This is a genomic window from Streptomyces davaonensis JCM 4913 (assembly GCF_000349325.1).
Classification (GTDB): Bacteria; Actinomycetota; Actinomycetes; order Streptomycetales; family Streptomycetaceae; genus Streptomyces; species Streptomyces davaonensis.
In genome coordinates this window covers 631,526-651,986 of the sequence record NC_020504.1, presented here as the reverse complement: position 1 = coordinate 651,986, position 20,461 = coordinate 631,526, and the positions used below count along the sequence as shown (strand labels likewise).

Here is a 20,461-nt window from a genome sequence, read left to right as displayed (position 1 = left end):
GGAGACAGCCCGTGCTGACAGCGACGACCGCGGACCTCTTATCGACGGAAGACAACTGGGGTGCCTACCGCTGCTGGGCCGCCGCCTACCCCTGCACCGACAAGCGCCATCCACGGTGCAGCCAGCCCCCGCCTCGCACTGCGCTGGCTACGCGAACGCACGAGCCACGTCGCAGACCAGCTCGACGCCGCATACGCCCAGCCAGGGCGCTACTGGCTGACCGACGAGGCAGAGCACGAGCGCGCCCTGACCTATCTGGCCACGGGTACGGCCCACCAACTCACGCTGCACGACGAGAACACCCGCTACGTGCTTATCGCCTACCCGCGGGGAGGCACCACGTGAACGACCTCCCCAACGGCTACTGGTGCGAGTGCTGGACGCAGAACCCCGACAGGGACCAACGGCTGGCACTCCACGCTTCCTTCGACGCGTACTCGGCGGTGCAGGCAGACCGGTGGATAGCCGTCGCACTGCTCACCATCAGCCCAGCTCTCGATGCCGCAGCATCAGAACAAGCATGGCAGTGGCTGTATGAGGGCCGCATCGAAACCAGGCGGACGCGGCGTCATCTGAGGGCGCCCGGCCCGTGCCGCGCGCTCGCCGCCTCGGCGGTGAAAATCACTGTCCGATTGTCGGAACACGGTGATAGAGAGTCCATGTGACAACGACCCTTACGCTCCCCGTTCTGCTGCGCCTGATCGACGAACGGTCGACTGCCTTCCGCGCCGCGGTCGCCTCCGCGCCCAGCCTCGACGTACAGGTGCCGACCTGCCCCGAGTGGACGCTGTTCGATCTGGCGGAGCACATCGGCGAGGGGCGCCGCGCCTGGGCCGCCACCGTCGCCGCAGGGCCTGCTCCGGCCAAGTCCGCAGCGGAGGGCGCCCCGGCTGCGCCTCGGGAGCGCGAGGCGCTGCTGGCCTGGTTGGCGGAGTCCACGGAGCAACTGCTGGACGCATTGCGGAAGGCCGGCCCGGATCGCGGTTGCTGGACGTGGTGGGGTGCGTCCCAGTCGCCGCAGACCTGTGGCGCCGTCGCCCGGCACCAGCTCCAGCAGATGGCGGTGCACACCTACGACGCCCAGGTCACTGTGGGTGCCCCGGAGCCGCTGCCGGATGAGGTGGCACTCGACGGTGTCGAGGAGTTCCTGTTCACCTGCGTCGCAACGACGAGTGCCTGGCCGCACAAGCCCACTGCCTTCGACTTCCACGCCATCGAGGGCCACTCCTGGCGCCTCACGGTCGACGGCGGCGGCGCACGCTCTACCCGTATCTCCGCGCCCGGCACGACGTCTGTCGCCGCTGCCGACGAGGGCCCGAACGCGGCTGGCGTCTCCGTTCGCGGCACGGCCAGTGAGCTGGTTCTCTTCGTGTACGACCGTATCCCGGCGGACTCCCTACGGATCGAGGGAGACGCAGGTTTGTTCGACCTGCTCCGCGCGTGGGACCCGGAGGAGTAGCACGGGTGCTGTAGAGCGGCGAAGTAAGCCTTGAACAGGTTCCGGGCCATGGCGACCACGAAGACCAGATGACGTCAGCGCGGTGGCATCCGTCCCAACGGGGTTGGCCTCGAGGTGCGGGTGTACGCCGGGCGTGCCCCTCTCACGAAGCAGCTTCTGTACCTCCACGGGCAGGCCGAGATGGAGGTCGAGGCCGAGAAGGCACGCACGAAGCTCCTCCACCAGGTCGACGAGCAGCGTCACCCGCAGCGCGAGGTGACCATGGCTTTCCTGCCCGACCGCAGGCTCGGTGTCGCGGAGCTCGACGAGACGACGTAGGAGCGGACCGAAGGCATCATCCGCACCTACCTCAAGCCGACCTTCGGCACGTGGAGCACCTTGGCATGCGTGTCGGGGGTCGGGCCGGGGCCAGTGCCCAACCGCGTGCCTCAAGAGCACCTGCTCCAGTGGGTCGCGGTTGGGAGGGTGCCCTGTTCCTGGGTGAAGCGCGCCCCCCTTCGCCCCCACGACAAGGCAGTGCGGAGCCCTAGCCTCGACATATGGACACAGACAAGGACCCCGCCGGCGCGAACGCGCTGGGAGGTTTCCTCCGCGCACAGCGTGCCCGGCTGCGCCCCGAAGACGTGGGAATTCCTACCTCCGGTCGTCGCAGGGTGCCCGGTCTGCGCCGTGAAGAGGTCGCCACGCTCGCCGGGCTGAGCACCGACTACTACACGCGCCTGGAACAGGGCCGCGAACGGCACCCGTCGCAGCAGATACTCGAGTCCGTCGCGCGAGCTCTGCGACTGGACGACGAAGCGGTGGCCCACCTGTACCGCGTGGCCGGCCCGACCACCCGGCGTACGCGCCGTGCGCCGCGCGTCGAACGCGTCGCCCCGCACCTTCGGCGACTCCTCGACACGTGGAGCGACACGCCCGCCCTCCTCCTGGGTCCCGCCTTGGACATCCTGGCCCGCAACCGGCTCGCGGGCGCCCTCTACGCCGGCTTCACCCACTCCGACAACCTGCTGCGCATGACGTTCCTGGACCCGGCCGCGCCGCACTTCTACCGCGACTGGGACCGGGCTGCCGAGTCGACCGTGGCCACACTGCGGCGGGCGGCCGGTGTCGACCCCGAGGATCCGCGGCTGAGCCAGCTCGTAGGCGAACTGTCCGTGAAAAGCGCCGACTTCCGCGTCCTGTGGGCGCGCCACGACGTGCGTGGCAAGACCCGCGAGGCCAAGCTCTTCCACCACGCCGAGGTCGGCGACCTGGAATTGCACTACGAGTCCTTCACCGTCAACAGTGCCCCCACTCAGCAGCTCGTCGTCTACCAAGCCGAACCGGGCACCACCTCCGCCGACGCCCTCGCTCTGCTCGGCTCGCTCAGCGCCGGCCCCGTGCCCGTACAGGACACGGCGACGGGCGCCGTCTCCGACTGAAGACGTGCTCGCGGCTGTGAGAGGACCCAGCCCGTCCCCGCGTTTCCTGGGTGTGCCAGGGCTACGCCCACCGCACCCCACCCACGGGTGGATGCGAAGGAGGATGTCGCCATGACTCAGACAGTGGAGCCGGGAGAGTCGCTCCGTTTGTGCTTCGGCCGGCTCGCCCCGGCCGAAGCAGGAGTACCGATGGCCTTGCGGGGGATGCCGGGTCTGCGCGGTGAGGTACCGATCACGCCAGGCACCTCGAACCGGGCCCTGCGGCCTGAATCCTGTGAACGGCCGACTCCGCGGGTGGGGCATGGCCGGACGCTCGGACGTTCCGTCCACCGGCGGCCGGCATTCCCACCCACTAGGTTGGGGTCATGAGCGGCAGCACTCCCATGGGAGACTTCCTCAGAGCACGGCGCGAAGCCCTCAAGCCGCAGGACGTGGGCCTGCCGGAGTACGGGCGCAGGCGGGTGCCGGGGCTGCGCCGCGAGGAGGTCGCCATGCTGGCCGGCGTGAGCTCCGACTATTACATGCGCCTGGAACAGGGCCGGGAGACCAGTCCGTCACCCCAGGTGATCGACGCGATCGCAGCAGCCCTCCACCTCGACGACGAGGCACACGACCACCTGCGCAGACTCACCCGGGCGCCCCAGGAGCACCGCGGCATTCCCGCCGGTCACGAAAGGATCAGTCCCCAGCTTCTCCAGCTGATCGACAGCTGGCCCGACACCCCCGCCTTCATCCTGGGACCGGCCCTGGACATCCTGGCGCACAACGCGCTTGCCGCGGCCCTGCACAGCGGCTTTCAGCGGTTCGACAACCTGGCCCGCATGATCTTCCTGGACCCGGCCGGGCGCACCTTCTACCAGGACTGGGACAAGGCCGCGAACTCCTGCGTGGCCGAACTGCGCGCGGCCTACGGATACGACCCCGAATCCCAGCGGATCACCGAAGTCGTCGAAACGCTCTGCGCGAAGAGCCCCGAATTCGCCGAACTGTGGGCACGGCACGAGGTGAAAGGCAAGACCCAGCAGGCGAAGTACCTCGCACACCCCGAGGCCGGCGCTCTGGAGATCCAGTTCTCGGCCTTCACCGTCAACGATGCCCCGCACCAGCAGCTGGTCGTCTACCAGGCCGAGCCGGCCAGTGCCACTGCGGCTGCCTTCGCCGACCTCCGGTCCCGCGCCAACCGCGGGGAATCGCCCCCGCTACCTGCGCGAACTGATGACACCGCATGACACCGCCCATCGGCAGGAGTGGTGGGGACGGCCCAGCCGAGGGGGCCCTGTCGGTGACCGATCTTGCTTGAAGGGTCCGTCAGCAAGCTGACGGACCCTTCATGCTCCTTGAGAGCTGTCAGCCGCCCGACCGGATGCCTCCGTCCCGGCCACGCTCGTCGCCCACGCGGTAGAGCACCAGGTGCTCGTGGAAGAGAACGCCGTCGCGGACGTCGCCGGTGGCGGTGAAGCCGGTGTCGTCGACGTAGTCGATGTGGTTGCCGGTGACGGTGTAGCGGCCGGTATAGGCGCTCTGGCGCTTTCCGCGGGCCTCGTCGTAGCGGCCGTTGGGCAGCAGTTCCTGGCGGATGAATCCGTCCGCGGTCACCCACATCCCGACGTACGGGTGAGGGTCGCGGGGCGTGTCGTTGCTGGTCATGGCTCCATGGTCGGCCCGGCGGCCGAGGGCAACCAGGCCGCCGTCTCCCCAGGTGCGGGCTTCCTGGGGGCGGCGCACCCACCCCGAGCGGAACGGCGCGGCGAAATCAGGGTGCCGAGACAGGCGCGTCTCCCGGATGCGACGGACCCGGAACGTGCGAGGGCCGTGACCGCTCTCTCCCGCTGGTGGCTGTGACATCCATCACCACGACTGGGTGCCGGCTCCGACTCACCGTTCCCCCTCAACGGGGCCCGTCCGAGGCCACACGGGCCCCGTTGCGATCAGCGGGGCCCAGTGTGGGTGCCGCGCACCTGGGGTTACGGCGGCCTGGTTCCGATTCCGCCGCGCGACGAACCTGATGGTCACGCGGCTGCCGCAACTGCCGAGCATCCGCCCCCACCTGCACCGGCGCTCGCCTCGTGCGTCGGGCAGACCGATGAGCCGAACTTCCCTCAGGGAGCACCATGACCACCACCGACACCGACACCGCGAGCTGGAACCCGAAGGCCCTCGACGAGATCGTCTCGAACGACGGTGGCCGTCCCGTCCTGTTCACCAACGCCCGGATCGTGACGATGGACCCGCTCATCGGGACCATGACCGGTGCCGACCTCCTGTTCGTCGGCTCTCTGCTCGTGGGCGTCGGCCCGGGCATCATCACCGCGGCGGGCGACGACAACGCCATCGTCGTCGACTGCACGGGCATGACCATCGTCCCCGCCGTCGTGGACACCGTGGCGCTGGCTGGCGGCCGTGGCCGGCGCTCCGAGTACGTCGCGACGCTGACCCCGGGCAACACCACCGACTTCCTGGTGGTGCCCGACGAACTCGCCGCCGACGTGCCGAGCGCGGTAGCCACCCTCCTGTCCCGGCCGGAGCAGGTCCGCGCGCTGGTCGCGGCCGGCCGGCCCGTCCTGTGGGCGGGCACCGACGCCCCCGGCCGGGCCACCGCCCCCGAGACGGGCATCCCGGCCGCACCGGACCTGACCGGCAGCCCACGGGTCGGCGTCTGGATCGACCGGAAGGACTTCCTGCACCAGGAGCTCATCGCCGACGGCCGCTACGACGAGACCCGGGGCGGGCGCCCGCACGCCTACCAGGGCCGGTACTGGATCGACGGCGACCGCATCGACTACCTCGACGACCTCGGTTTCTGGGCCTACGGAGAGTTCCAGGGCGACGAACTGCACCACGCGGGCTACGTCATGAAGCTGGGCTGACCTCTGCGCCCATCGGCGCCCCCGCAGTCCCGATCCTGGGTGCGCTACACCTGGGGAAACCGGGACCTGTTTCCCATAACGGGCGGGACCGAGGATGGTAGTCGAGCAGCCTCGTCCGCCCCCGGCGACCCACCCCTCCCAGCCCCTCCCGCGGACGGGCCCTTCTTCCGGCCTGTCCGCCGAACGGAAAGAAGACCTCTCATGAACGTCAACGACACCACCGACGCAGCCGTACTCGAAGAGCTCCGGCGCCGCCCCGCCGATCAGCGGCGCATCCTGTTCACCGGCGCGACCATCGTCACCATGGACCCCGAACTCGGCGTCATCGACCGCGGCGACCTCCTCGTCGAGGGCGACACCATCACCGCCGTGGGCCGTGACCTCGACGCGGGTGACGCCGTGGTCGTCGACGCCAGCGGCACCATCCTCAGCCCCGGCTTCGTCGACACCCACCGGCACGCCTGGGAGGCTCAGCTGCGCCGGATCATGCCGGACGTCGACGACCTCGGCGGCTACGTCATGTCCACTCTGGCCGGCTACGCCACGGTCTACCGGCCCGAGGACATGTACATCGGCACCAAGCTGGCCGCCCTCACCGCGATCGACAGCGGCATCACGACCATGCTGGACTTCTCCCACAACTCCCGCACCCGCGAGCACTCCGACGCCGCCATCGAGGCCCTCGTCGACACCGGCATCCGCGGCGTGCACGCCTCCATGGGCCCGCACTTCGGCGAGTGGGACCGCCAGTGGCCCGGCGACCTGGCCCGCGTCAAGGAGCAGTACTTCAGCAGCGACGACCAGCTGCTGACCCTGCGCCTGGCGACGCTCGCCACCGACGAGATCGCCGGACCGGCGCTCGCCTACGGTCCCGAGCTTGCCCGCGTCGCCAAGGACCTGGGCATCGGAGTGAGCGTGGACGCCGTCTTCGGCACGTCCTCCTCCGAGGCGATCCTGCGCTGGGCCAAGGAGGGCATCCTCGGCCCCGACGTCACCCTCATCCACTCCACCGGACTGACCCCCGAGGCATGGAAGGCGATGGGGGAGACCGGCACCACCGTGGCGCTCGCCCCCACCTCCGAGGCCCAGATCGGCCTGGAGACGGCGATCCCCGCCGTCGACGAGGCCCTGTCCGTCGGCATCCGCCCCGGCCTGAGCATCGACGTCGAAGTCGCCCTGGCCAGCGACATGTTCACGCAGATGCGGGCCCTGCACGCCATCCAGCGGATGCGCGCCGTCAACGCCGTCTACGGCACCGACCAGCAGCCCCAGCGCATCACCAGCCACGACGTCCTGGACTTCGCCACCCTCCAGGGCGCCCACACCAACGGCCTGGCCGCCGTCACCGGCTCGCTCACCCCGGGCAAGAAGGCCGACCTGCTGGTCATCCAGGCCGAGGACATCAACAACATGCCGCTCAACGACCCGATCGGCACCGTCGTGCTGGGCTCCGACGCCCGCAACATCAGCGCCGTGCTCATCAACGGCGAGCCCCGCAAGTGGAACGGCCACGTGCTCGACGTCGACCTGTCCGCCCTGCGAACCGAGGTCAACGCCTCGCGCGAGTACGTGCTGAACACCCCGACTGCCTGAGCATCCCCCTTCATCGTCCCCCGGCCGGCCGCACGCCGGCCGGGGGAACCCGTCGCCCCCTGCGGTGCCATCGGCCGATCGCGTCGCGCGCAAACACACGGGGCCGCCACCAGACGCCCCCTTCGGGAGCCCCATGTCCCACCCCACCACAACCCCCAGACACACGGCCGAGAGCAGCCCGTCCGCCCAACTGCCGGGCTGGGCCCCGGCCGCCCCGACCACCGTCCTGCTGACCGCGCTCGGCGTCCTGATGGTCGGCCAGATGTACACCGTCCTGGCGCTGCTGCACCCCATGGCCACCGCGCTCGGCACCACACCCGGGCAGGCCACATGGACGGCGACCGCGTTCGGCTTCGCCTACGCCGCCGGATTCCTCCTCTCCGGTCCGCTCTCCGACCGCTACGGACCACGCGCCGTGATCACCGCAGGACTCGTGGCCGCCACGGTATCCACCGCCGCGGTCAGCGCCGCCCCCAACCTCCCCACGGCCATCGCCCTGCGCAGTCTTCAGGGACTGACCGCCGCGAGCTTCGCACCCTCCGCGCTCTCCTACGTCGTCCACCACATCGCACCGCAGCGCCGCGGCACCGCCCTCACCTGCATCACCAGCGGCATGCTCGCTGCCGCCGTCGTCATGCAGATCGGGGCCCAGGCCGTCGCGGCCGGGCTCGGCTGGCGCGCGGTCTTCTGGATCAGTGCCGCCCTGATGGCCCTGAGCCTGATTCCGGTGCGCCGAGTACTGCGGCCCACCCCGCGCCACGGCACCGGCGGTGGACTGCTGCAGGCATTCGCGGCGATGCCACGGCTGCTGCGCCGGCCTCGGCTGGTCGCCCTGTACCTGTCCACCGTCGCCCTGATGTCCGCCTTCGTCGCCCTCTACACGGCAGTGGCCATCGCCGGACCGCCGAGTATCGCCGGTAACTCCTCCGCGATCCTCGCCCTGCGGGCGAGCGCACTGCCCGCCCTGGTCGCCGTCCCCCTGCTCGCCCCCGTGCTCCAGCGGCTGGTCGCGCCCCTGCGCGCGGTCCTCGCCTTCGCCCTGGCCGCCCTCACCGTCGCCGCCGGCTCCTTCCTCGGCGGCCACACCGTGCCGCTGGCCGTCGCCCTGCTGCTGTTCGTGGCCGCCGTCGCGGCAGCGGCACCCGCCGTCGTCGAGACCGTCAACGCCAACGCGCCACACGCACGCGGCGCGGCGGTCGCCCTCTACGGATGCAGCATGTTCATCGGCGCCAGCTTGGGCCCGCAGCTCACCGGCGCTCTCACCGGGCTCGGCTTCGGCGGCATCCTGCTCGTCGTCGCTGCGTTGCTCGTCCTGGGCCTCCTCCTGGCTCTGCCGACCCTCGGCCACCAGCGCACCGCGTAACCCCACCCGCCGACCGCGCCACTCGTGGCCGCCTCGGATGTTGACCAGTAGTGGCCCAGGGCGACACGCGTCAGGCACCTATGCGGCCCGGGCCGGCACCATTCGGCAAGGATTCGATCCCACTCCATCACTGGCGGAGGGACGCGTCTTCGAAGTACCGCCAGCCGTCCAATTCGAGGGCCTTTTCCGCTGGTTGGCGCTCCAGCGCGGGGGCTGCGGCGTCCAGGAGGCGCCGGACTGTACCCGGCTCGTAAAGGTTGAGCCAGTGCCGGTCCGGGAGCCGTATCACGGTGCCCGACTCGAAGTAGCAGTTGGAGATGACTCCGGTGGGGGTCGGCGCGAAGACGAAGGAGACGCGGCGCCCGGTGCCCTTCGTGGGTGCGTCCGTGAAGAGGGAGAGCGTCACGCGGCAGTCGGCGTAGTCCGGTTCAACCCGCTGTCGTACGGACCAGTACCAGGTGGCGTCGGCCGTGACGAGGCGGCGGACGCGTCGGTCGGTCCTCACGGGCTCAGCGTAGTGGGGTCGAGGATCTCGTCGGGCGGAGGTGGGGTGGTGTCGACGGGCTTGCCTTGGTCGGTGAGGGTGACGTCCAGGGGTTCGTCGCCGCCGGTGACCGTGATCCTCAGGGGGTAGGGCTTGCCCTTCTTGGCGACGTACACGGTTGTGGTCCCGGTCGTCGTGCTGTCGGTGAGCACGGCGACGGGCCGACCGTGCACGGTGGTGTCGGCCTCGCGGGTGGGGTTTCCGTCCGACGCAAGGCTCAGATCCTCGACCTGGGTGTGGAAGATGTCGCACATGCTCCCCAAGGTCTGCGACATCAACTTGGGCGGCTTGATCCAGCGGCCCTTGAACTGCGCCACCATCTCCTCGGTCTGCTCGGGCGTCATCCCGCGGCTGAAGGAGGTCCGCCAGTACTCCTCCTCGGCCTTGACGTAGACGAGTGAGCCCTTCTTGATGATGTGCATGGGGAAGTCCAGGCCGAACGTGCCGTTGCAGGAACCGTGGTCGTCCGCGGCCACATCGACTTCGACGTGCCGACCGTCGCTGTTGAACTCGCCGGTCCAGCGCATGCTCGACGCGCCCTTGAGCGCCGCCCGGGCCTGGCCGTCGATCTGCTCCGGTGTCATGGAGTCGAAGGGGTGCCCATTCCCCGACGCCCCGGTCCCCTTGCCGTCCGGGCCGCAGCCGGTGATGACGACACTGGTGGCGGCGCAAAGCAGCGCGGCGGTGACCCGGTTGGTGATGCTGTGCTTCACGTGTGAGTTGCCCTCCCCTTGACCCCGGCTGACTGTATGCGATCAAGGGAGGGCGGGTTCAAGCGGATATCGCGCGGCTGGACCTTCCCGTGCGCCCTAGCGGACAGGGCCGCACTCATCGATGAGCACGCTCGGCTCCGACAGGAAGACATCCTGGTCAATAGGCCCGTAGGCGATATTGAACGTGTCGAGCCAATACGACCAGTCGCGGATGCCCGCGGCACTGGAGAACCGGTAGTTCAGCTGCCATCGAACCCACTGGCCCGGTAGCAGTCGAACCGCCGGGGGCCTTCGTCGTCGAGGAGGCAACCCGAACAGCGGCTCCACACGAGCCTGCACCCGGAGTCGATCCCCTTCTTCTCGCAGGCTGACACCGACCTTGTCCAGGTCTCTCTGGCCCGCACGCGGCTCGAACCCATCCCACTCGGACATCTCCACGAAGTGGGCGAACCCGGAAGGGACTTGAGGCAAGGAGAAGCCCAACGGCGCCGCGTTCCTCCGGGCAGCGGACTCTCCGCCCCGAGACTCCTTCGTCCAGGATGTCCTGATCCACTGCACCGTGACTTGCCTCCGCCCCTGCGCCGCAAACCCTGCTGTCACCATCAGTGCTCACCCGGCCTCGATGGGCCCAGTGCCGTGAAGACCCGCTCGAATCGTGCGTTCATTTCCGCGGCGGTCTGTTCAGGGTGGTGTCGCCACCAGGCCACCGCCGCGCTCACGGTGCCGTACCAGAGGTGCGTGGCGAAGTCGGCGTCGAGGGGTTCGGTGGCGGGGGAGCCGGTGAGGTATGCGGCGACTCCCACCGCGCCCAGTCGGTTGAGTTCCCGTCGGTAGGCGGTGGCCGCCGTGTGGAGGTCGGTGTCGGACGGCACGGTGGAGTCGTAGACGAGTTCCCAGTCGTGGATGTGCGACTCAAGTGCGGTGAAGATGGCCTGGAGGGTGCGCGCGGCGCGGGTGAGGTCGGCCGGGCCGTTCTGCGCGGACTCGACGGCTGCGATGAGGCGGGTGCCTGCGCGGTCCAGGCAGGACAGGTACAGGCCGTCCTTGGAGCCGAAGTACTCGTAGATCATGGGTTTGGAGATGCCCGCCCGCGCCGCGACGTCCCTCGTCGAACCGCTCGCGTAGCCCCTGCGGCCGAACTCCTCCGCCGCCGCGTCCAGGATCAGCCGCTCCCGGTCCTTGCGGGGCATGCCCTTGGTGCCCACGGTGCGTGTGGCGTTGGCCTGCTTGCTCATGGTGCCATCCTATGCGAAAGTGACCGCCCGGTAAGTTACCCAGCGTTCAGATCGGCGGTGCGGACGTGAGCGGCAAGACGCGGTCGTGGTGGGGATGGGGAAACGAAGAAGACGCGGTGACAGGCCAGGAGCGCGCTGAACTCACCCGCCGTACCGCGGAGTTGTTGCCGGGAGCCGACCTGACGGTGCACGAGGCACCCTCCGTCGACTCCTTCGGCGTGCGCCCGAGCAGGATCCAGGCGCCGTCGGCTCTCGCGGCCCTCGTCTCCGAGGATGTACGGGACCGGCTCGCGCACAGCCACGGGCAGGCCTTCCGCGATGTCGTACGGGCGCTGCTGGGGCAGTTGCCGCACGTGCCTGACCTCGTCGTGCGTCCCGCCTCGGAGGACGACGTCGTCCGCGTGCTGGACTGGTGCAGTGACGCCGACATCGCGGTCGTTCCTTTCGGCGGCGGGTCCTCGGTCGTGGGAGGCGTCGAACCCCGGGTGGGTGACGACTACGCCGGTGTCGTCAGTCTGGATCTCACCTCCATGGACCGGGTGCTCGACGTCGACGCCACCAGTCGGGCCGCATTCGTCGAGGCCGGAGTCTTCGGACCGCACCTGGAGCGGCAACTCCGGCCCAAGGGATACACCCTTCGGTTCTTTCCCCAGTCCTTCGAGTTCTCGACGCTCGGTGGCTGGCTCGCCACCCGGGCCGGTGGCCACTTCGCCACGCACCTCACCCACATCGACGACCTCACCGAATCGCTGCGCGTCATCACCCCCTCCGGGGTCGTGGAGACCCGCCGACTCCCCGCCTCGGGTGCCGGACCGTCCCCGGACCGCATGTTCCTGGGCTCCGAGGGCTCGCTCGGCGTCATCACCAGGGCCTGGGTCCGCCTCCAGGACCGACCCCGCCGGCGGGCCGGCGCCTCGGTCGCCTTCGCCGACTACGACGCGGGCGTCCAGGCGGTGCGCGCGCTGGCCCAGTCCGGTCTGAACCCCGCCAACTGCCGCCTCCTCGACCCCGTGGAAGCGTTCATCAACGCCGGTTCCCCGACCGCCGTCCTGGTACTCGGCTTCGAATCGGCCGACCACCCCGTCGACGCGTGGATGGAACGCGCGCTGGAACTGTGCCGCGACCACGGCGGCACCCTGCCCGAACCGGCTCGCCACACCGACAGCGCCGACCAGGCCGCGCGCACCGAAGCCGCCGACACCTGGCGCTCCTCCTTCCTGCGCATGCCCTACCAGCGCGACGCCCTCGCCGCCCAGAGCATGATCGTGGAGACCTTCGAGACGGCCTGCACCTGGGACCGCTTCGCCGCGCTGCGCGCAGCCGTCGACGAAGCGGCCCGCGACGCCCTGCGCCAGGTCGGCGCGGAAGGCGTGGTGACCTGCCGGTTCACCCACGTCTACCCGGACGGGCCCGCCCCGTACTTCGGTGTCTACGCAGCGGGCCAGTGGGGCAGGACGGTGGAGCAGTGGGACGAGATCAAACAGGCCGTCTCCGAAGCCCTGATCGCGAGCGGCGCCACCATCACCCACCATCACGCGGTCGGCCGCGACCACCGGCCCTGGTACGACCGCCAGCGCCCCGACCTCTTCGCCGCCGCCCTGCGAGCCGGCAAGCAGGTCCTCGACCCGAAGGGAATCCTCAACCCCGGCACGGTGATTGACCCCTTGCGCTGACCGCGGCCCATACATACTCAACCGGTCATGGCAGGACCCACTTCTGGTTGGGCCCGGTGTGGCACGTCCACAGATGCACGGGCGTCCCGTCGTTCCACGTACCGCCGGACGCGTCGAGGCACTTGCCCGACTGCGGGTTGCGGACCGTGCCGTCGGACTGGGGTGCCCAGGTCTGGGCGCCCGTGCCGTTGCAGGTCCAGAGTTGGATCCTCGTGCCGTCCGCGGTCCCGCCACCGGAGACGTCGAGGCACTTGCCCAGCGCCTGGACGGTGCCATTGGTGGCCAGGGTCCAGTTCTGCGCGCCGGTGCCGTTGCAGGTCCACAGCTGGACCTTCGTGCCGTCGGCGGTGTTGCTGCCGTCGACGTCCAGACACTTGCCGCCCACGCCCTTCACGGCACCCGAGCGAGGACCGGGCGGTGTGGTGCCGCCCGCCCCGTCGATCCGGATGTTGCGGAACGAGACGTCGTCGCCGTCGCCGTGGTTCTGGATGCCGATATGGCCCTGCTGGAGGCTGCGAACGGGGTCGGTGTTGGTGAAGTCGTTGACCTTGCGGCCGTTGAGGAAGATCTCCAACCGCTCGCCGGTGACGCGGAGTTCGTACGTGTTCCACTCACCCGGCGGGTTCAATGCGGCGTCGCGTGCCGCGATGTCGGCGGACTTGAACCCGTACACGGCGCCCGTGGTGCGGTCGGCCGTGTCGGTGGCGTCGATCTGGATCTCGTAGCCGTTGTTCACCGCCGACCACGGGTCGTCCGAGGCGGGAAACCCGATGAAGACACCGGAGTTGTCGTCACCGGCGGCCTTCCAGTCGAGCTTGAGGGAGTAGTCGCCGGTGAACTCCTCGGCGGAGTACCAGAGCATGCCCAGTCCGCCGTGGGAGGTGAGGCTTCCGTCGGCGAGGGTGAAGCCGCCGGGGCCCGCCTGGCTCCAGCCGGTGGTGGAGGAGCCGTCGAACAGGGCGGTGTAGCCGGTCTCGGGGCGGCAGTCGGCCTCGGTCATGCCGGCGGCCCAGCGGATGCCGCCGAGGAGATGGCGCCGGAACGCGGGTTCGCCGTACGACTCGTCCGTGTGGCCGCCTCCGGTGTAGAAGGCCCGGCCGCCCTGGTAGTCCTTGCACCAGGCGATCGGGTGGTCGCCGGACATGGTCCCGCCCGTGTAGCTGGATTCGTCGAGGGAGGCGAGGACGTGGGCGGTGGTGCGGGGGTTGGTGCGGTAGTTGTACCACTCGTCCGTGCGTTGCCAGGTGGGGCCGAGGTGGGCGGTGGCGTCGTGGGCCCGGTCCTCGACCTCGACGGTGGCGGACTGGATGGCCGGGTGGGACTGGAACAGGGCGCCGGCCAGGCCCTCGTAGAAGGGCCAGTCGTACTCGGTGTCGGCCGCCGCGTGGATGCCGACGTATCCGCCGCCGCCCTGGATGTACTGCTCGAAGGCGGTCTGTTGGGCGTCGCCCAGCACGTCACCGGTGGTGGAGAGGAAGACGACCGCCTTGTACTGGCCGAGATTGCCGGTGGTGAAGACCTGGGGATCCTCGGTGGCGTCCACGGTGAAGTTGTTCTCCGTGCCGAGCGCTCGCAGTGCCGCGATGCCGTCGTCGATCGAGGAGTGCCGGAACCCCGCGGTCCGGGAGAACACGAGAACCTTGTACGCCGGGTCCGCCGCCGCGACGGCCGCGGAGGGCGCGGCCGAGTCCGACCCGGGGCCGGGCAGGGCGGTCGCCTGCGGTGTCAGACAGAGCACGAGGCCGGTGAACAGGCCGAGCACCGATTTGAGTTGCGTACGCATGTCAGTCGCCTCCTTTCTACGGAAGGGTCCATTTCTGGTTGGCGCCGGTCTGGCAGGTCCACAGCTGCACGGGCGTGCCGTCGTTCCACGTGTCGCCGGATGCGGTGAGGCACTTGCCGGACTGCGGGTTGCGTACGGTGCCGTCGGGCTGCGCGGACCACTTCTGGGCGCCGGTGCCGTTGCAGGTCCACAGCTGGATCTGCGTGCCGTCGGCGGTGTTGGCGCCGTCGACGTCCAGGCACTTGCTGCCCACGCCCTTGACCGCACCCGAGCGGGTACCGCCGCCGGTCGTGGTGAAGGAGAACTCGTCGACGTCGAACAGCGCTCCGGCGCCGCCTTTGAAGACGAGGTACAGCTGGGTGGAGCCGCTGGGCAGGTCGGCCAGGGGAGTGGTCACGTCCTGGAAGGTCTCCCAGCCGCCGGTCACCGGCACGGTCGCCGTACCGAGCAGGGCGCCGGTCGCGGACCCGGCGCGCACCTCGATGGTGCCGCCCGCACCCGCCGAGGACACCCGGGCGGTGAACGCGGTGGCGTTGCCGAGGGCGTACGGCGTGAAGGAGATCCAGTCGCCGTTGTCGATGTAGCCGACGGTCCTGCCGCCGTGGGCGGGGCCGTGGTTGACGACCTGGACCCCGGCGGAGCCGCCGTAGTGCTCGGCCTGCCGGTGGGAGGGCTGGACGATGTGCTGGTCGTGGGTGGTCAGCGCGGGCTGGCCGCTCGCGCCCTTGTCGGTGTACTCGGCATCGAGGACGCCGAAGATGTTGGCGTTGGGGTCGTGTTCGCCGTCCGCCAGGGTCTGGAGGGTGCCGGAGCAGCCGGTGGCCGAGGTCTGCGGGTGGCCGTGGCTGTCGTGGCCGACGATGAAGGAGACCTTCACCCTGGCGCAGTCGATGGTGCCGTCCTCCGGGTCGGTCACCGTCACCTGGAAGGGGATCGCGTCCCCGAAGTCGTGGATGCTGCCGTCCGCGGGCAGGTCGATCCGCACGGTGGGCGCGGTGTTGCCGACGGTGATGTGCACGGACGCGGTCGCGGTCTTGCCGGTCGGATCCGTGACCTTCAGCGTGGCCGTGTACTGGCCGTTGGCCGTGTAGGTGTGCGAGGGGTCGGCGGCGGTGGACGTCGCACCGTCCCCGAAGGTCCACGCATGGCTGAGGGCGCCGCCGTCCGGGTCCGAGCTGCCGGCCGAGGAGAAGGAGACCGCCAGCGGTGCCTTTCCGGAGGTGACGTTCGCCTTGGCCTGCGCGATCGGGGCGAGGCCGTCGGTGACATGCTCTATGCGGTACAGGGCGGAGTTCTCGTCGCCGTTGAAGTAGCCGGTGCCGTAGTCCAGGACGTACAGGGCGCCGTCCGGGCCGAAGGCCGTGTCCATCACCTGGGTACCGGTCCAGGGGAAGGGGTTGATGGACTGCACGGTGCCGTCGCCGGCCGCCTCGATGCGCTTGATCCAGCGGCGGCCGAACTCGCCCGCGAAATAGTCCCCGTCGTACTCCTCGGGGAACTTGACCTCGGAGGTGGAGGAGGCGTCGTAGCGGTAGACGGGCCCGCCCATCGGGGATTCCGATCCCCCGCCGAACTCCGGTACGGAGGTGCCGTTGTAGGGGATCCAGGCCGGTTGCGCCGGGGGCAGGTCGGTGAGACCGGTGTTGCGCGGTGAGGTGTTCCTGGGCGCGGAGCAGTCGAACTTGGCGCCCGAAGCGCCCGTGGCGAAGTCGAAGTCGGTGTACGCGTCGGCCTTGCCGGTGCAGTACGGCCAGCCGTAATTGCCCGCCTGCGTAATGCGGTTGAACTCGACCTGGCCCTCCGGCCCTCGCCCCGGCAACGCGGTTCCGGAGTCGGGGCCGTAGTCACCGAGGTAGACGATGCCCGTGGCCTTGTCCACGCTCATCCGGAAGGGGTTGCGGAAGCCCATCGCGTAGATCTCGGGGCGCGTTCTGGCGGTGCCGGGCGCGAAGAGGTTGCCGCTCGGGATGGAGTACGACCCGTCCGCGTTCACCTTGATACGCAGCACCTTGCCGCGCAGGTCGTTGGTGTTGCCCGCGGAACGCTGGGCGTCGAAGGCCGGGTTGCGGGAGGCCCGTTCGTCGATCGGGGTGAAGCCGTCCGAGGCGAAGGGGTTGGTGTCGTCGCCGGTCGACAGATACAGATTGCCCGCCGCGTCGAAGTCGATGTCGCCGCCGACGTGACAGCAGATGCCGCGCGAGGCGGGGACGTCGAGGATCTTCTGCTCGCCGGCGACGTCGAGGGTGCCATCGGCCCTCAGCAGGAACCGGGAGAGCCGGTTGACGCCGTCGAACGGCGCGAAGTCGGAGGCGGTCCCGTCGGAAGGGGCGTCACCGTTCGGCGTGCTCAACTTGGGGGCGTAGTACAGGTAGATGAAGCGGTTGGAGGTGAACGCCGGGTCCACCGCGATGCCTTGCAGACCCTCCTCGTCGTGGCTGTAGACGTCGAGTTTTCCGGCCACGCCGGTGTTCCCGGCGGCATCGGTGAGCCGGACGGTGCCGTCGCGTGACGTATGCAGGACCGAACGGTTCGGGAGCACGGCGAGCGTCATGGGCTCGCCCATCTCGGCCACGCCCTTGGCGAGCGTGATCTGCTGGAACTCCGCGGCTGCCGCGCTCACGCGGTCGGCCGGATCGGGTGGCGCGGCTGTGGCCGTTCCGGGCGCGAAGCAGCCGACGGCACACACCACCGACAGCGCCAACGGACGGAGGAATCGGGGTCTGAGCAGTCTCGTGCGCACAGTTGTCTCCCGAGGTGTGGGGATGACAGCAGGACATGATCGGCCCTGCCGAGGGGAGAACCGGCGCGCGCCGTCGCGCCGTCTAACCGGGCCTCATGTGCATGACCCGTTCATTTCAAGGAAGTTAGCGGGCTTGGTCCTGACGCGTAACCCCTTTCGCGCCGGAACTCTTCGCTTTTTCCGTGATCAGGACAAAGTCGCGGGCGTCATCAGATGGCCGCCGCGCCGACGAGGCTCCTAGGGTCGGCGGCATGGCATACAACCTTGTGGACCCCGCGACGATCACGACGGAGATGGCCGTCCAGATCCGCGCATGGCGAGTCGACGAAGACTTCAGCTGGCGCGCCGTGGCCCAAGCCGCGACCGAACTCTGGGGCTCCCCGTACGGCAGCAACCAGCTCTACGGCCAAGACCTCTGCGAGGCCGCCGCGCGGGTGCTGGGCGAGAACCCCCACCAGGAACCATGGAATTGACGCCCCGCCAGAGGGGACGCCGGCCTACGACCACACCCCGAACCACTGCTCGGCGCCGAACTCCTCGAACCGCTCGACCTCGGTGAACCCGAGTTTTGCCGCGAGGCGCATCGCACGGTCGTTGGCGGTCTGGGTGGTGAGCACCACCGGCTCGCCGGGGAGCACGCCGGCGAACCAGTCGAGTGCCGCGGCGCACGCCTCGGCGGCGTACCCGTGTCCCCACGCCTGCGGCAGGAACAGGTAGCCGAGCTCGGCCGCCCCACCATCCGGCCGGACGTGCCCCGGACGCTCGGCGTCGCGCCGATCGAGCGTGATCATGCCGATCATCGTCCCGTCGAGTTCGACCACGAACAGGCGGGGCCGCCGCCCCGGCACCTCGGGCATCGCGCGCTCCAACTCATCACGCGGCCGAGCGCCACCGACGTAGGTCCCCACCTCCGGCGAGGTGAACAACTCGATGAACGCCGCGCGATCCTGGGACTGTGACGCACGGAGTACGAGCCGTGCGGTCCGTAACGGGGCAGGTGGCCAGGTGTCGGGTCCGACTTCGGTCATGCCGGGAAACCTAGCGCACCGCCCGTGACAGTGATCCGAAAGGAGTCGGCCCAGGTGCTGGTCGGCTCATCACCAGTAGTGCCGACGGCCGGCGACCGCATGGCCCATGGAACCCATGATCCACATGACCGCGCCGATGACGGTCAGGATGAGCCCGATCGTCCAGAGGACCGAGATGCCCGTGACGAAGCCGATGACGAGCAGGATGATGCCTATGAGGAGCATGGCTGCCTCCCACCTGAAGTGATACAGCTTCCCCAGTGAACCGGAACTCGCCCCTTAAACATGAGGACGAAGGCGGGCCCCACCGCGCACCCCGGTCAGGCGGCCTGGCCGGTGGGCATGATCGTGACCTGCTGGAGGTTCACCCGAGGCGGGAGTGTGGCGATGAAGCCGACGGTCTTTGCGATGTCCTGCGCCGTGAGCCACTCCATCGTCTCCTTGGAGCCGGCCAGCCAGTCCAGGGCGCCCTGGTCCGTGACATGGCCCTGAAGCTCGGTGCCGACAATGCCGGGTTCGAGCGCCGAGACCCGCACCTTCTTCGCGCCCAGCTCGGCCCGCAGATGCCGGGACAGGTGGGTGACGTACGCCTTCGTACCCGAGTAGACGGCGAAGTTGGGGAAGATGTTCTGCGCCGCGATCGAGGAGGTGTTGATCAGGTCGGCCACACCGCGCTCGGCGGCGGCCGCGACCAACTGCGGGGTGAACGCGCCGATCGCGTTCATCAGACCGGTGATGTTCAGATCGATCTGCTGCTTCCACTGATCCGCGGCCAGCTCCTCGATCGGAGCGGGCAGCATGACTCCGGCGTTGTTCAGCAGCAGGTCGGCGCCCCCGAGTTCGGCCCGCCGCGCCAGTACGACGACACGGGCACCGAGCGACGCCAGGTGCTCGGCGGACGCCTCACCGATGCCGCTGGAGGCGCCGGTGACGACCGCGACACGACCGGCGAGGGGCAGAGGTTGGGTCGGGGACGTGGTGTTCGTGGACATGCTGAATGCCTTCCGAAGAAGTGGAGTTTCGCGGGACGGTCCGTTCCGGCCGCACACCCAGAACACCACCGGGGGGTGCCCTCCAGGACGCCAAATGTGGCCCTGCCGGAACAGGTACTGGCAGGACCACCTTCGGGGCGACACGCAGTCACTGAAATCCGCACACTGGAGCCATGGACCGCACCAGGGAAATCTCCGGCTTCCTGCGCTCACGACGCGCGAAGGTCAGCCCCGAGCGGGCCGGACTGCCCTCCGACGGGCGAGTGCGCCGGGTACCCGGCCTGCGCCGGGACGAGGTCGCCCGCCTCGCAGGCGTCAGCACCGAGTACTACACGCGCCTGGAACAGGGACGGGCCCGTAATCCCTCCACCGAGGTCGTGGACGCCGTAGCCCGCGTGCTGCGGCTGGACGAGACCGAACGCGAACACCTCACCGACCTGCTGGCCTCCGGCGCCCGGCCCGCACGCCGCGCCCCGGCCAGGGCCCAGCGGGTCCGGCCGGGCCTGCACCTGATGCTGGAGACCCTGAACCACGTACCCGCCTTCGTCCTGGGCCGACGCACCGACGTGCTGGCCTCGAACCAGCTCGCCAGAGCCGTCCTGACCGACTTCGACGCCCTGCCCGCCACCCACCGCAACCTCGCCCGCTATTACCTGCTGGACCCTGTGGCCCGAGAGCGCGTGGGGGACTGGGAACGGATCGCCGCGGAGACGGTGGCCATCCTCCGCTTCGAGGCGGGCCGCTATCCCAATGACCGGCAACTAGCCGACCTCGTCGGCGAACTCACCCTCAAGTGCCCCGAGTTCACCACGTGGTGGAACGACCACAAGGTGCTGCGCCGCACCCACGGCGCCAAGCACTACCACCACCCCCTCGTCGCCGACCTGCACTTCTCCTACGAGTCCTTCCAGGCACCCGGCGACGCGGAACAGACCCTGTGCGTCTACAACGTCGAACCGGGCTCCGAAACCGCCCAGGCCCTCCAGGTCCTGGCCAGTTGGACCGCACCCGAGAGGGAATTGCCGTACCACCAAGGCCGTTGATCAACAC

At 69.7% G+C, this 20,461-nt stretch carries 22 protein-coding genes; 12 read left to right on the top strand and 10 right to left on the bottom strand.

The features are described 5' to 3' along the window. The first annotated feature begins 60 nt into the window (after positions 1-60). The 6 genes from BN159_RS46010 to BN159_RS02895 all read left to right on the top strand — a co-directional run bounded on the left by BN159_RS46010 (position 61) and on the right by BN159_RS02895 (position 4,109). Entirely contained in the window at positions 61-345 is a 285-nt protein-coding gene (locus BN159_RS46010; protein ID WP_015655396.1) for a hypothetical protein, read from the top strand. Continuing rightward, a complete protein-coding gene (locus tag BN159_RS43585) occupies positions 342-665 on the top strand; it encodes a hypothetical protein (RefSeq protein ID WP_015655395.1) in 324 nt (107 codons plus the stop codon). The genes BN159_RS46010 and BN159_RS43585 overlap by 4 nt, the downstream gene beginning before the upstream one ends. Next, on the top strand, positions 662-1,459 hold the full coding sequence (locus BN159_RS02910) for a maleylpyruvate isomerase family mycothiol-dependent enzyme (RefSeq protein WP_015655394.1): 798 nt from the start codon (positions 662-664) through the stop codon (positions 1,457-1,459). The genes BN159_RS43585 and BN159_RS02910 overlap by 4 nt, the downstream gene beginning before the upstream one ends. Before the next feature lie 120 nt (positions 1,460-1,579). Beyond that, positions 1,580-1,777: a hypothetical protein gene (locus BN159_RS02905; protein WP_015655393.1), complete on the top strand. Its 198-nt coding sequence runs from the start codon at positions 1,580-1,582 to the stop codon at positions 1,775-1,777. A gap of 221 nt (positions 1,778-1,998) precedes the next feature. Further along, a complete protein-coding gene (locus BN159_RS02900; protein WP_015655392.1) occupies positions 1,999-2,880 on the top strand; it encodes a helix-turn-helix transcriptional regulator in 882 nt (293 codons plus the stop codon). A gap of 365 nt (positions 2,881-3,245) precedes the next feature. After that, complete coding sequence (locus BN159_RS02895) at positions 3,246-4,109, top strand: helix-turn-helix transcriptional regulator (RefSeq protein ID WP_015655391.1); 864 nt, start codon at positions 3,246-3,248, stop codon at positions 4,107-4,109. Between the two features lie 118 nt (positions 4,110-4,227). Here BN159_RS02895 and BN159_RS02890 read toward each other — a convergent pair whose 3' ends face one another. Next, entirely contained in the window at positions 4,228-4,527 is a 300-nt protein-coding gene (locus BN159_RS02890) for an Atu4866 domain-containing protein (protein WP_015655390.1), read from the bottom strand. A gap of 464 nt (positions 4,528-4,991) precedes the next feature. Here BN159_RS02890 and BN159_RS02885 point away from each other — a divergent pair, with 464 nt between their 5' ends. The 3 genes from BN159_RS02885 (at position 4,992) to BN159_RS02875 (ending at position 8,703) form a co-directional block, all read left to right on the top strand. Next, the gene (locus BN159_RS02885; RefSeq protein WP_015655389.1) at positions 4,992-5,747 is read left to right on the top strand and encodes an Atu4866 domain-containing protein; all 756 of its coding nucleotides are present in this window, start codon (positions 4,992-4,994) and stop codon (positions 5,745-5,747) included. Positions 5,748-5,948: 201 nt separating this feature from the next. Further along, positions 5,949-7,340 carry an amidohydrolase family protein gene (locus tag BN159_RS02880; RefSeq protein ID WP_015655388.1) on the top strand — a complete coding sequence of 464 codons (1,392 nt, stop codon included), beginning with the start codon at positions 5,949-5,951 and terminating at the stop codon, positions 7,338-7,340. Between the two features lie 133 nt (positions 7,341-7,473). Further along, positions 7,474-8,703 carry an MFS transporter gene (locus BN159_RS02875; RefSeq protein ID WP_015655387.1) on the top strand — a complete coding sequence of 410 codons (1,230 nt, stop codon included), beginning with the start codon at positions 7,474-7,476 and terminating at the stop codon, positions 8,701-8,703. Between the two features lie 127 nt (positions 8,704-8,830). On the opposite strand, the gene BN159_RS02870 is transcribed toward BN159_RS02875, so the two are convergent. The 4 genes from BN159_RS02870 to BN159_RS02855 all read right to left on the bottom strand — a co-directional run bounded on the left by BN159_RS02870 (position 8,831) and on the right by BN159_RS02855 (position 11,195). Continuing rightward, entirely contained in the window at positions 8,831-9,208 is a 378-nt protein-coding gene (locus tag BN159_RS02870) for a hypothetical protein (protein ID WP_015655386.1), read from the bottom strand. After that, positions 9,205-9,960, bottom strand: coding sequence for a hypothetical protein (locus BN159_RS02865; protein WP_015655385.1), 756 nt, complete (start codon positions 9,958-9,960; stop codon positions 9,205-9,207). Before BN159_RS02865 ends, BN159_RS02870 begins: the two co-directional genes overlap by 4 nt. A 96-nt stretch (positions 9,961-10,056) precedes the next feature. Further along, on the bottom strand, positions 10,057-10,563 hold the full coding sequence (locus BN159_RS02860; RefSeq protein WP_051113458.1) for a hypothetical protein: 507 nt from the start codon (positions 10,561-10,563) through the stop codon (positions 10,057-10,059). Next, positions 10,563-11,195 (bottom strand): TetR/AcrR family transcriptional regulator, encoded by a 633-nt coding sequence (locus BN159_RS02855; protein ID WP_015655383.1) that lies wholly within the window; start codon positions 11,193-11,195, stop codon positions 10,563-10,565. The genes BN159_RS02860 and BN159_RS02855 overlap by 1 nt, the downstream gene beginning before the upstream one ends. Before the next feature lie 65 nt (positions 11,196-11,260). Between BN159_RS02855 and BN159_RS02850 the strand changes: the two genes are divergently transcribed. After that, positions 11,261-12,868 (top strand): FAD-binding oxidoreductase, encoded by a 1,608-nt coding sequence (locus BN159_RS02850; protein WP_015655382.1) that lies wholly within the window; start codon positions 11,261-11,263, stop codon positions 12,866-12,868. Between the two features lie 25 nt (positions 12,869-12,893). Here BN159_RS02850 and BN159_RS02845 read toward each other — a convergent pair whose 3' ends face one another. Together BN159_RS02845 and BN159_RS02840 are read right to left on the bottom strand one after the other, a co-directional pair. After that, positions 12,894-14,651 (bottom strand): ThuA domain-containing protein, encoded by a 1,758-nt coding sequence (locus BN159_RS02845; protein ID WP_015655381.1) that lies wholly within the window; start codon positions 14,649-14,651, stop codon positions 12,894-12,896. Between the two features lie 16 nt (positions 14,652-14,667). Beyond that, positions 14,668-17,391 carry a PQQ-dependent sugar dehydrogenase gene (locus tag BN159_RS02840; RefSeq protein WP_015655380.1) on the bottom strand — a complete coding sequence of 908 codons (2,724 nt, stop codon included), beginning with the start codon at positions 17,389-17,391 and terminating at the stop codon, positions 14,668-14,670. A 251-nt stretch (positions 17,392-17,642) separates the two neighbouring features. Between BN159_RS02840 and BN159_RS02835 the strand changes: the two genes are divergently transcribed. Then, entirely contained in the window at positions 17,643-17,864 is a 222-nt protein-coding gene (locus tag BN159_RS02835; RefSeq protein WP_015655379.1) for a hypothetical protein, read from the top strand. A 24-nt stretch (positions 17,865-17,888) separates the two neighbouring features. On the opposite strand, the gene BN159_RS02830 is transcribed toward BN159_RS02835, so the two are convergent. The 3 genes from BN159_RS02830 to BN159_RS02825 all read right to left on the bottom strand — a co-directional run bounded on the left by BN159_RS02830 (position 17,889) and on the right by BN159_RS02825 (position 19,411). Next, positions 17,889-18,419 carry a GNAT family N-acetyltransferase gene (locus BN159_RS02830; RefSeq protein ID WP_041818768.1) on the bottom strand — a complete coding sequence of 177 codons (531 nt, stop codon included), beginning with the start codon at positions 18,417-18,419 and terminating at the stop codon, positions 17,889-17,891. A gap of 69 nt (positions 18,420-18,488) precedes the next feature. Next, entirely contained in the window at positions 18,489-18,644 is a 156-nt protein-coding gene (locus tag BN159_RS46120) for a DUF6131 family protein (protein WP_015655377.1), read from the bottom strand. A 95-nt stretch (positions 18,645-18,739) separates the two neighbouring features. Further along, positions 18,740-19,411 (bottom strand): SDR family oxidoreductase, encoded by a 672-nt coding sequence (locus tag BN159_RS02825; RefSeq protein ID WP_015655376.1) that lies wholly within the window; start codon positions 19,409-19,411, stop codon positions 18,740-18,742. 173 nt (positions 19,412-19,584) lie between these two features. On the opposite strand from BN159_RS02825, the gene BN159_RS02820 reads away from it, so the two are divergent. Beyond that, on the top strand, positions 19,585-20,454 hold the full coding sequence (locus BN159_RS02820; RefSeq protein WP_015655375.1) for a helix-turn-helix transcriptional regulator: 870 nt from the start codon (positions 19,585-19,587) through the stop codon (positions 20,452-20,454). Positions 20,455-20,461 lie beyond the last annotated feature (7 nt).

What these genes read in the sequence shown, in the direction of transcription:
- BN159_RS02900 (WP_015655392.1), top strand. Translation starts at nt 1,999, where the DNA reads ATGGACACAGACAAGGACCCCGCCGGCGCGAACGCGCTGGGAGGTTTC.
- BN159_RS02895 (WP_015655391.1), top strand. Translation starts at nt 3,246, where the DNA reads ATGAGCGGCAGCACTCCCATGGGAGACTTCCTCAGAGCACGGCGCGAA.
- BN159_RS02890 (WP_015655390.1), bottom strand. Translation starts at nt 4,527, where the DNA reads ATGACCAGCAACGACACGCCCCGCGACCCTCACCCGTACGTCGGGATG.
- BN159_RS02885 (WP_015655389.1), top strand. Translation starts at nt 4,992, where the DNA reads ATGACCACCACCGACACCGACACCGCGAGCTGGAACCCGAAGGCCCTC.
- BN159_RS02880 (WP_015655388.1), top strand. Translation starts at nt 5,949, where the DNA reads ATGAACGTCAACGACACCACCGACGCAGCCGTACTCGAAGAGCTCCGG.
- BN159_RS02875 (WP_015655387.1), top strand. Translation starts at nt 7,474, where the DNA reads ATGTCCCACCCCACCACAACCCCCAGACACACGGCCGAGAGCAGCCCG.
- BN159_RS02860 (WP_051113458.1), bottom strand. Translation starts at nt 10,563, where the DNA reads ATGGTGACAGCAGGGTTTGCGGCGCAGGGGCGGAGGCAAGTCACGGTG.
- BN159_RS02855 (WP_015655383.1), bottom strand. Translation starts at nt 11,195, where the DNA reads ATGAGCAAGCAGGCCAACGCCACACGCACCGTGGGCACCAAGGGCATG.
- BN159_RS02845 (WP_015655381.1), bottom strand. Translation starts at nt 14,651, where the DNA reads ATGCGTACGCAACTCAAATCGGTGCTCGGCCTGTTCACCGGCCTCGTG.
- BN159_RS02835 (WP_015655379.1), top strand. Translation starts at nt 17,643, where the DNA reads ATGGCATACAACCTTGTGGACCCCGCGACGATCACGACGGAGATGGCC.
- BN159_RS02830 (WP_041818768.1), bottom strand. Translation starts at nt 18,419, where the DNA reads ATGACCGAAGTCGGACCCGACACCTGGCCACCTGCCCCGTTACGGACC.
- BN159_RS46120 (WP_015655377.1), bottom strand. Translation starts at nt 18,644, where the DNA reads ATGCTCCTCATAGGCATCATCCTGCTCGTCATCGGCTTCGTCACGGGC.
- BN159_RS02825 (WP_015655376.1), bottom strand. Translation starts at nt 19,411, where the DNA reads ATGTCCACGAACACCACGTCCCCGACCCAACCTCTGCCCCTCGCCGGT.
- BN159_RS02820 (WP_015655375.1), top strand. Translation starts at nt 19,585, where the DNA reads ATGGACCGCACCAGGGAAATCTCCGGCTTCCTGCGCTCACGACGCGCG.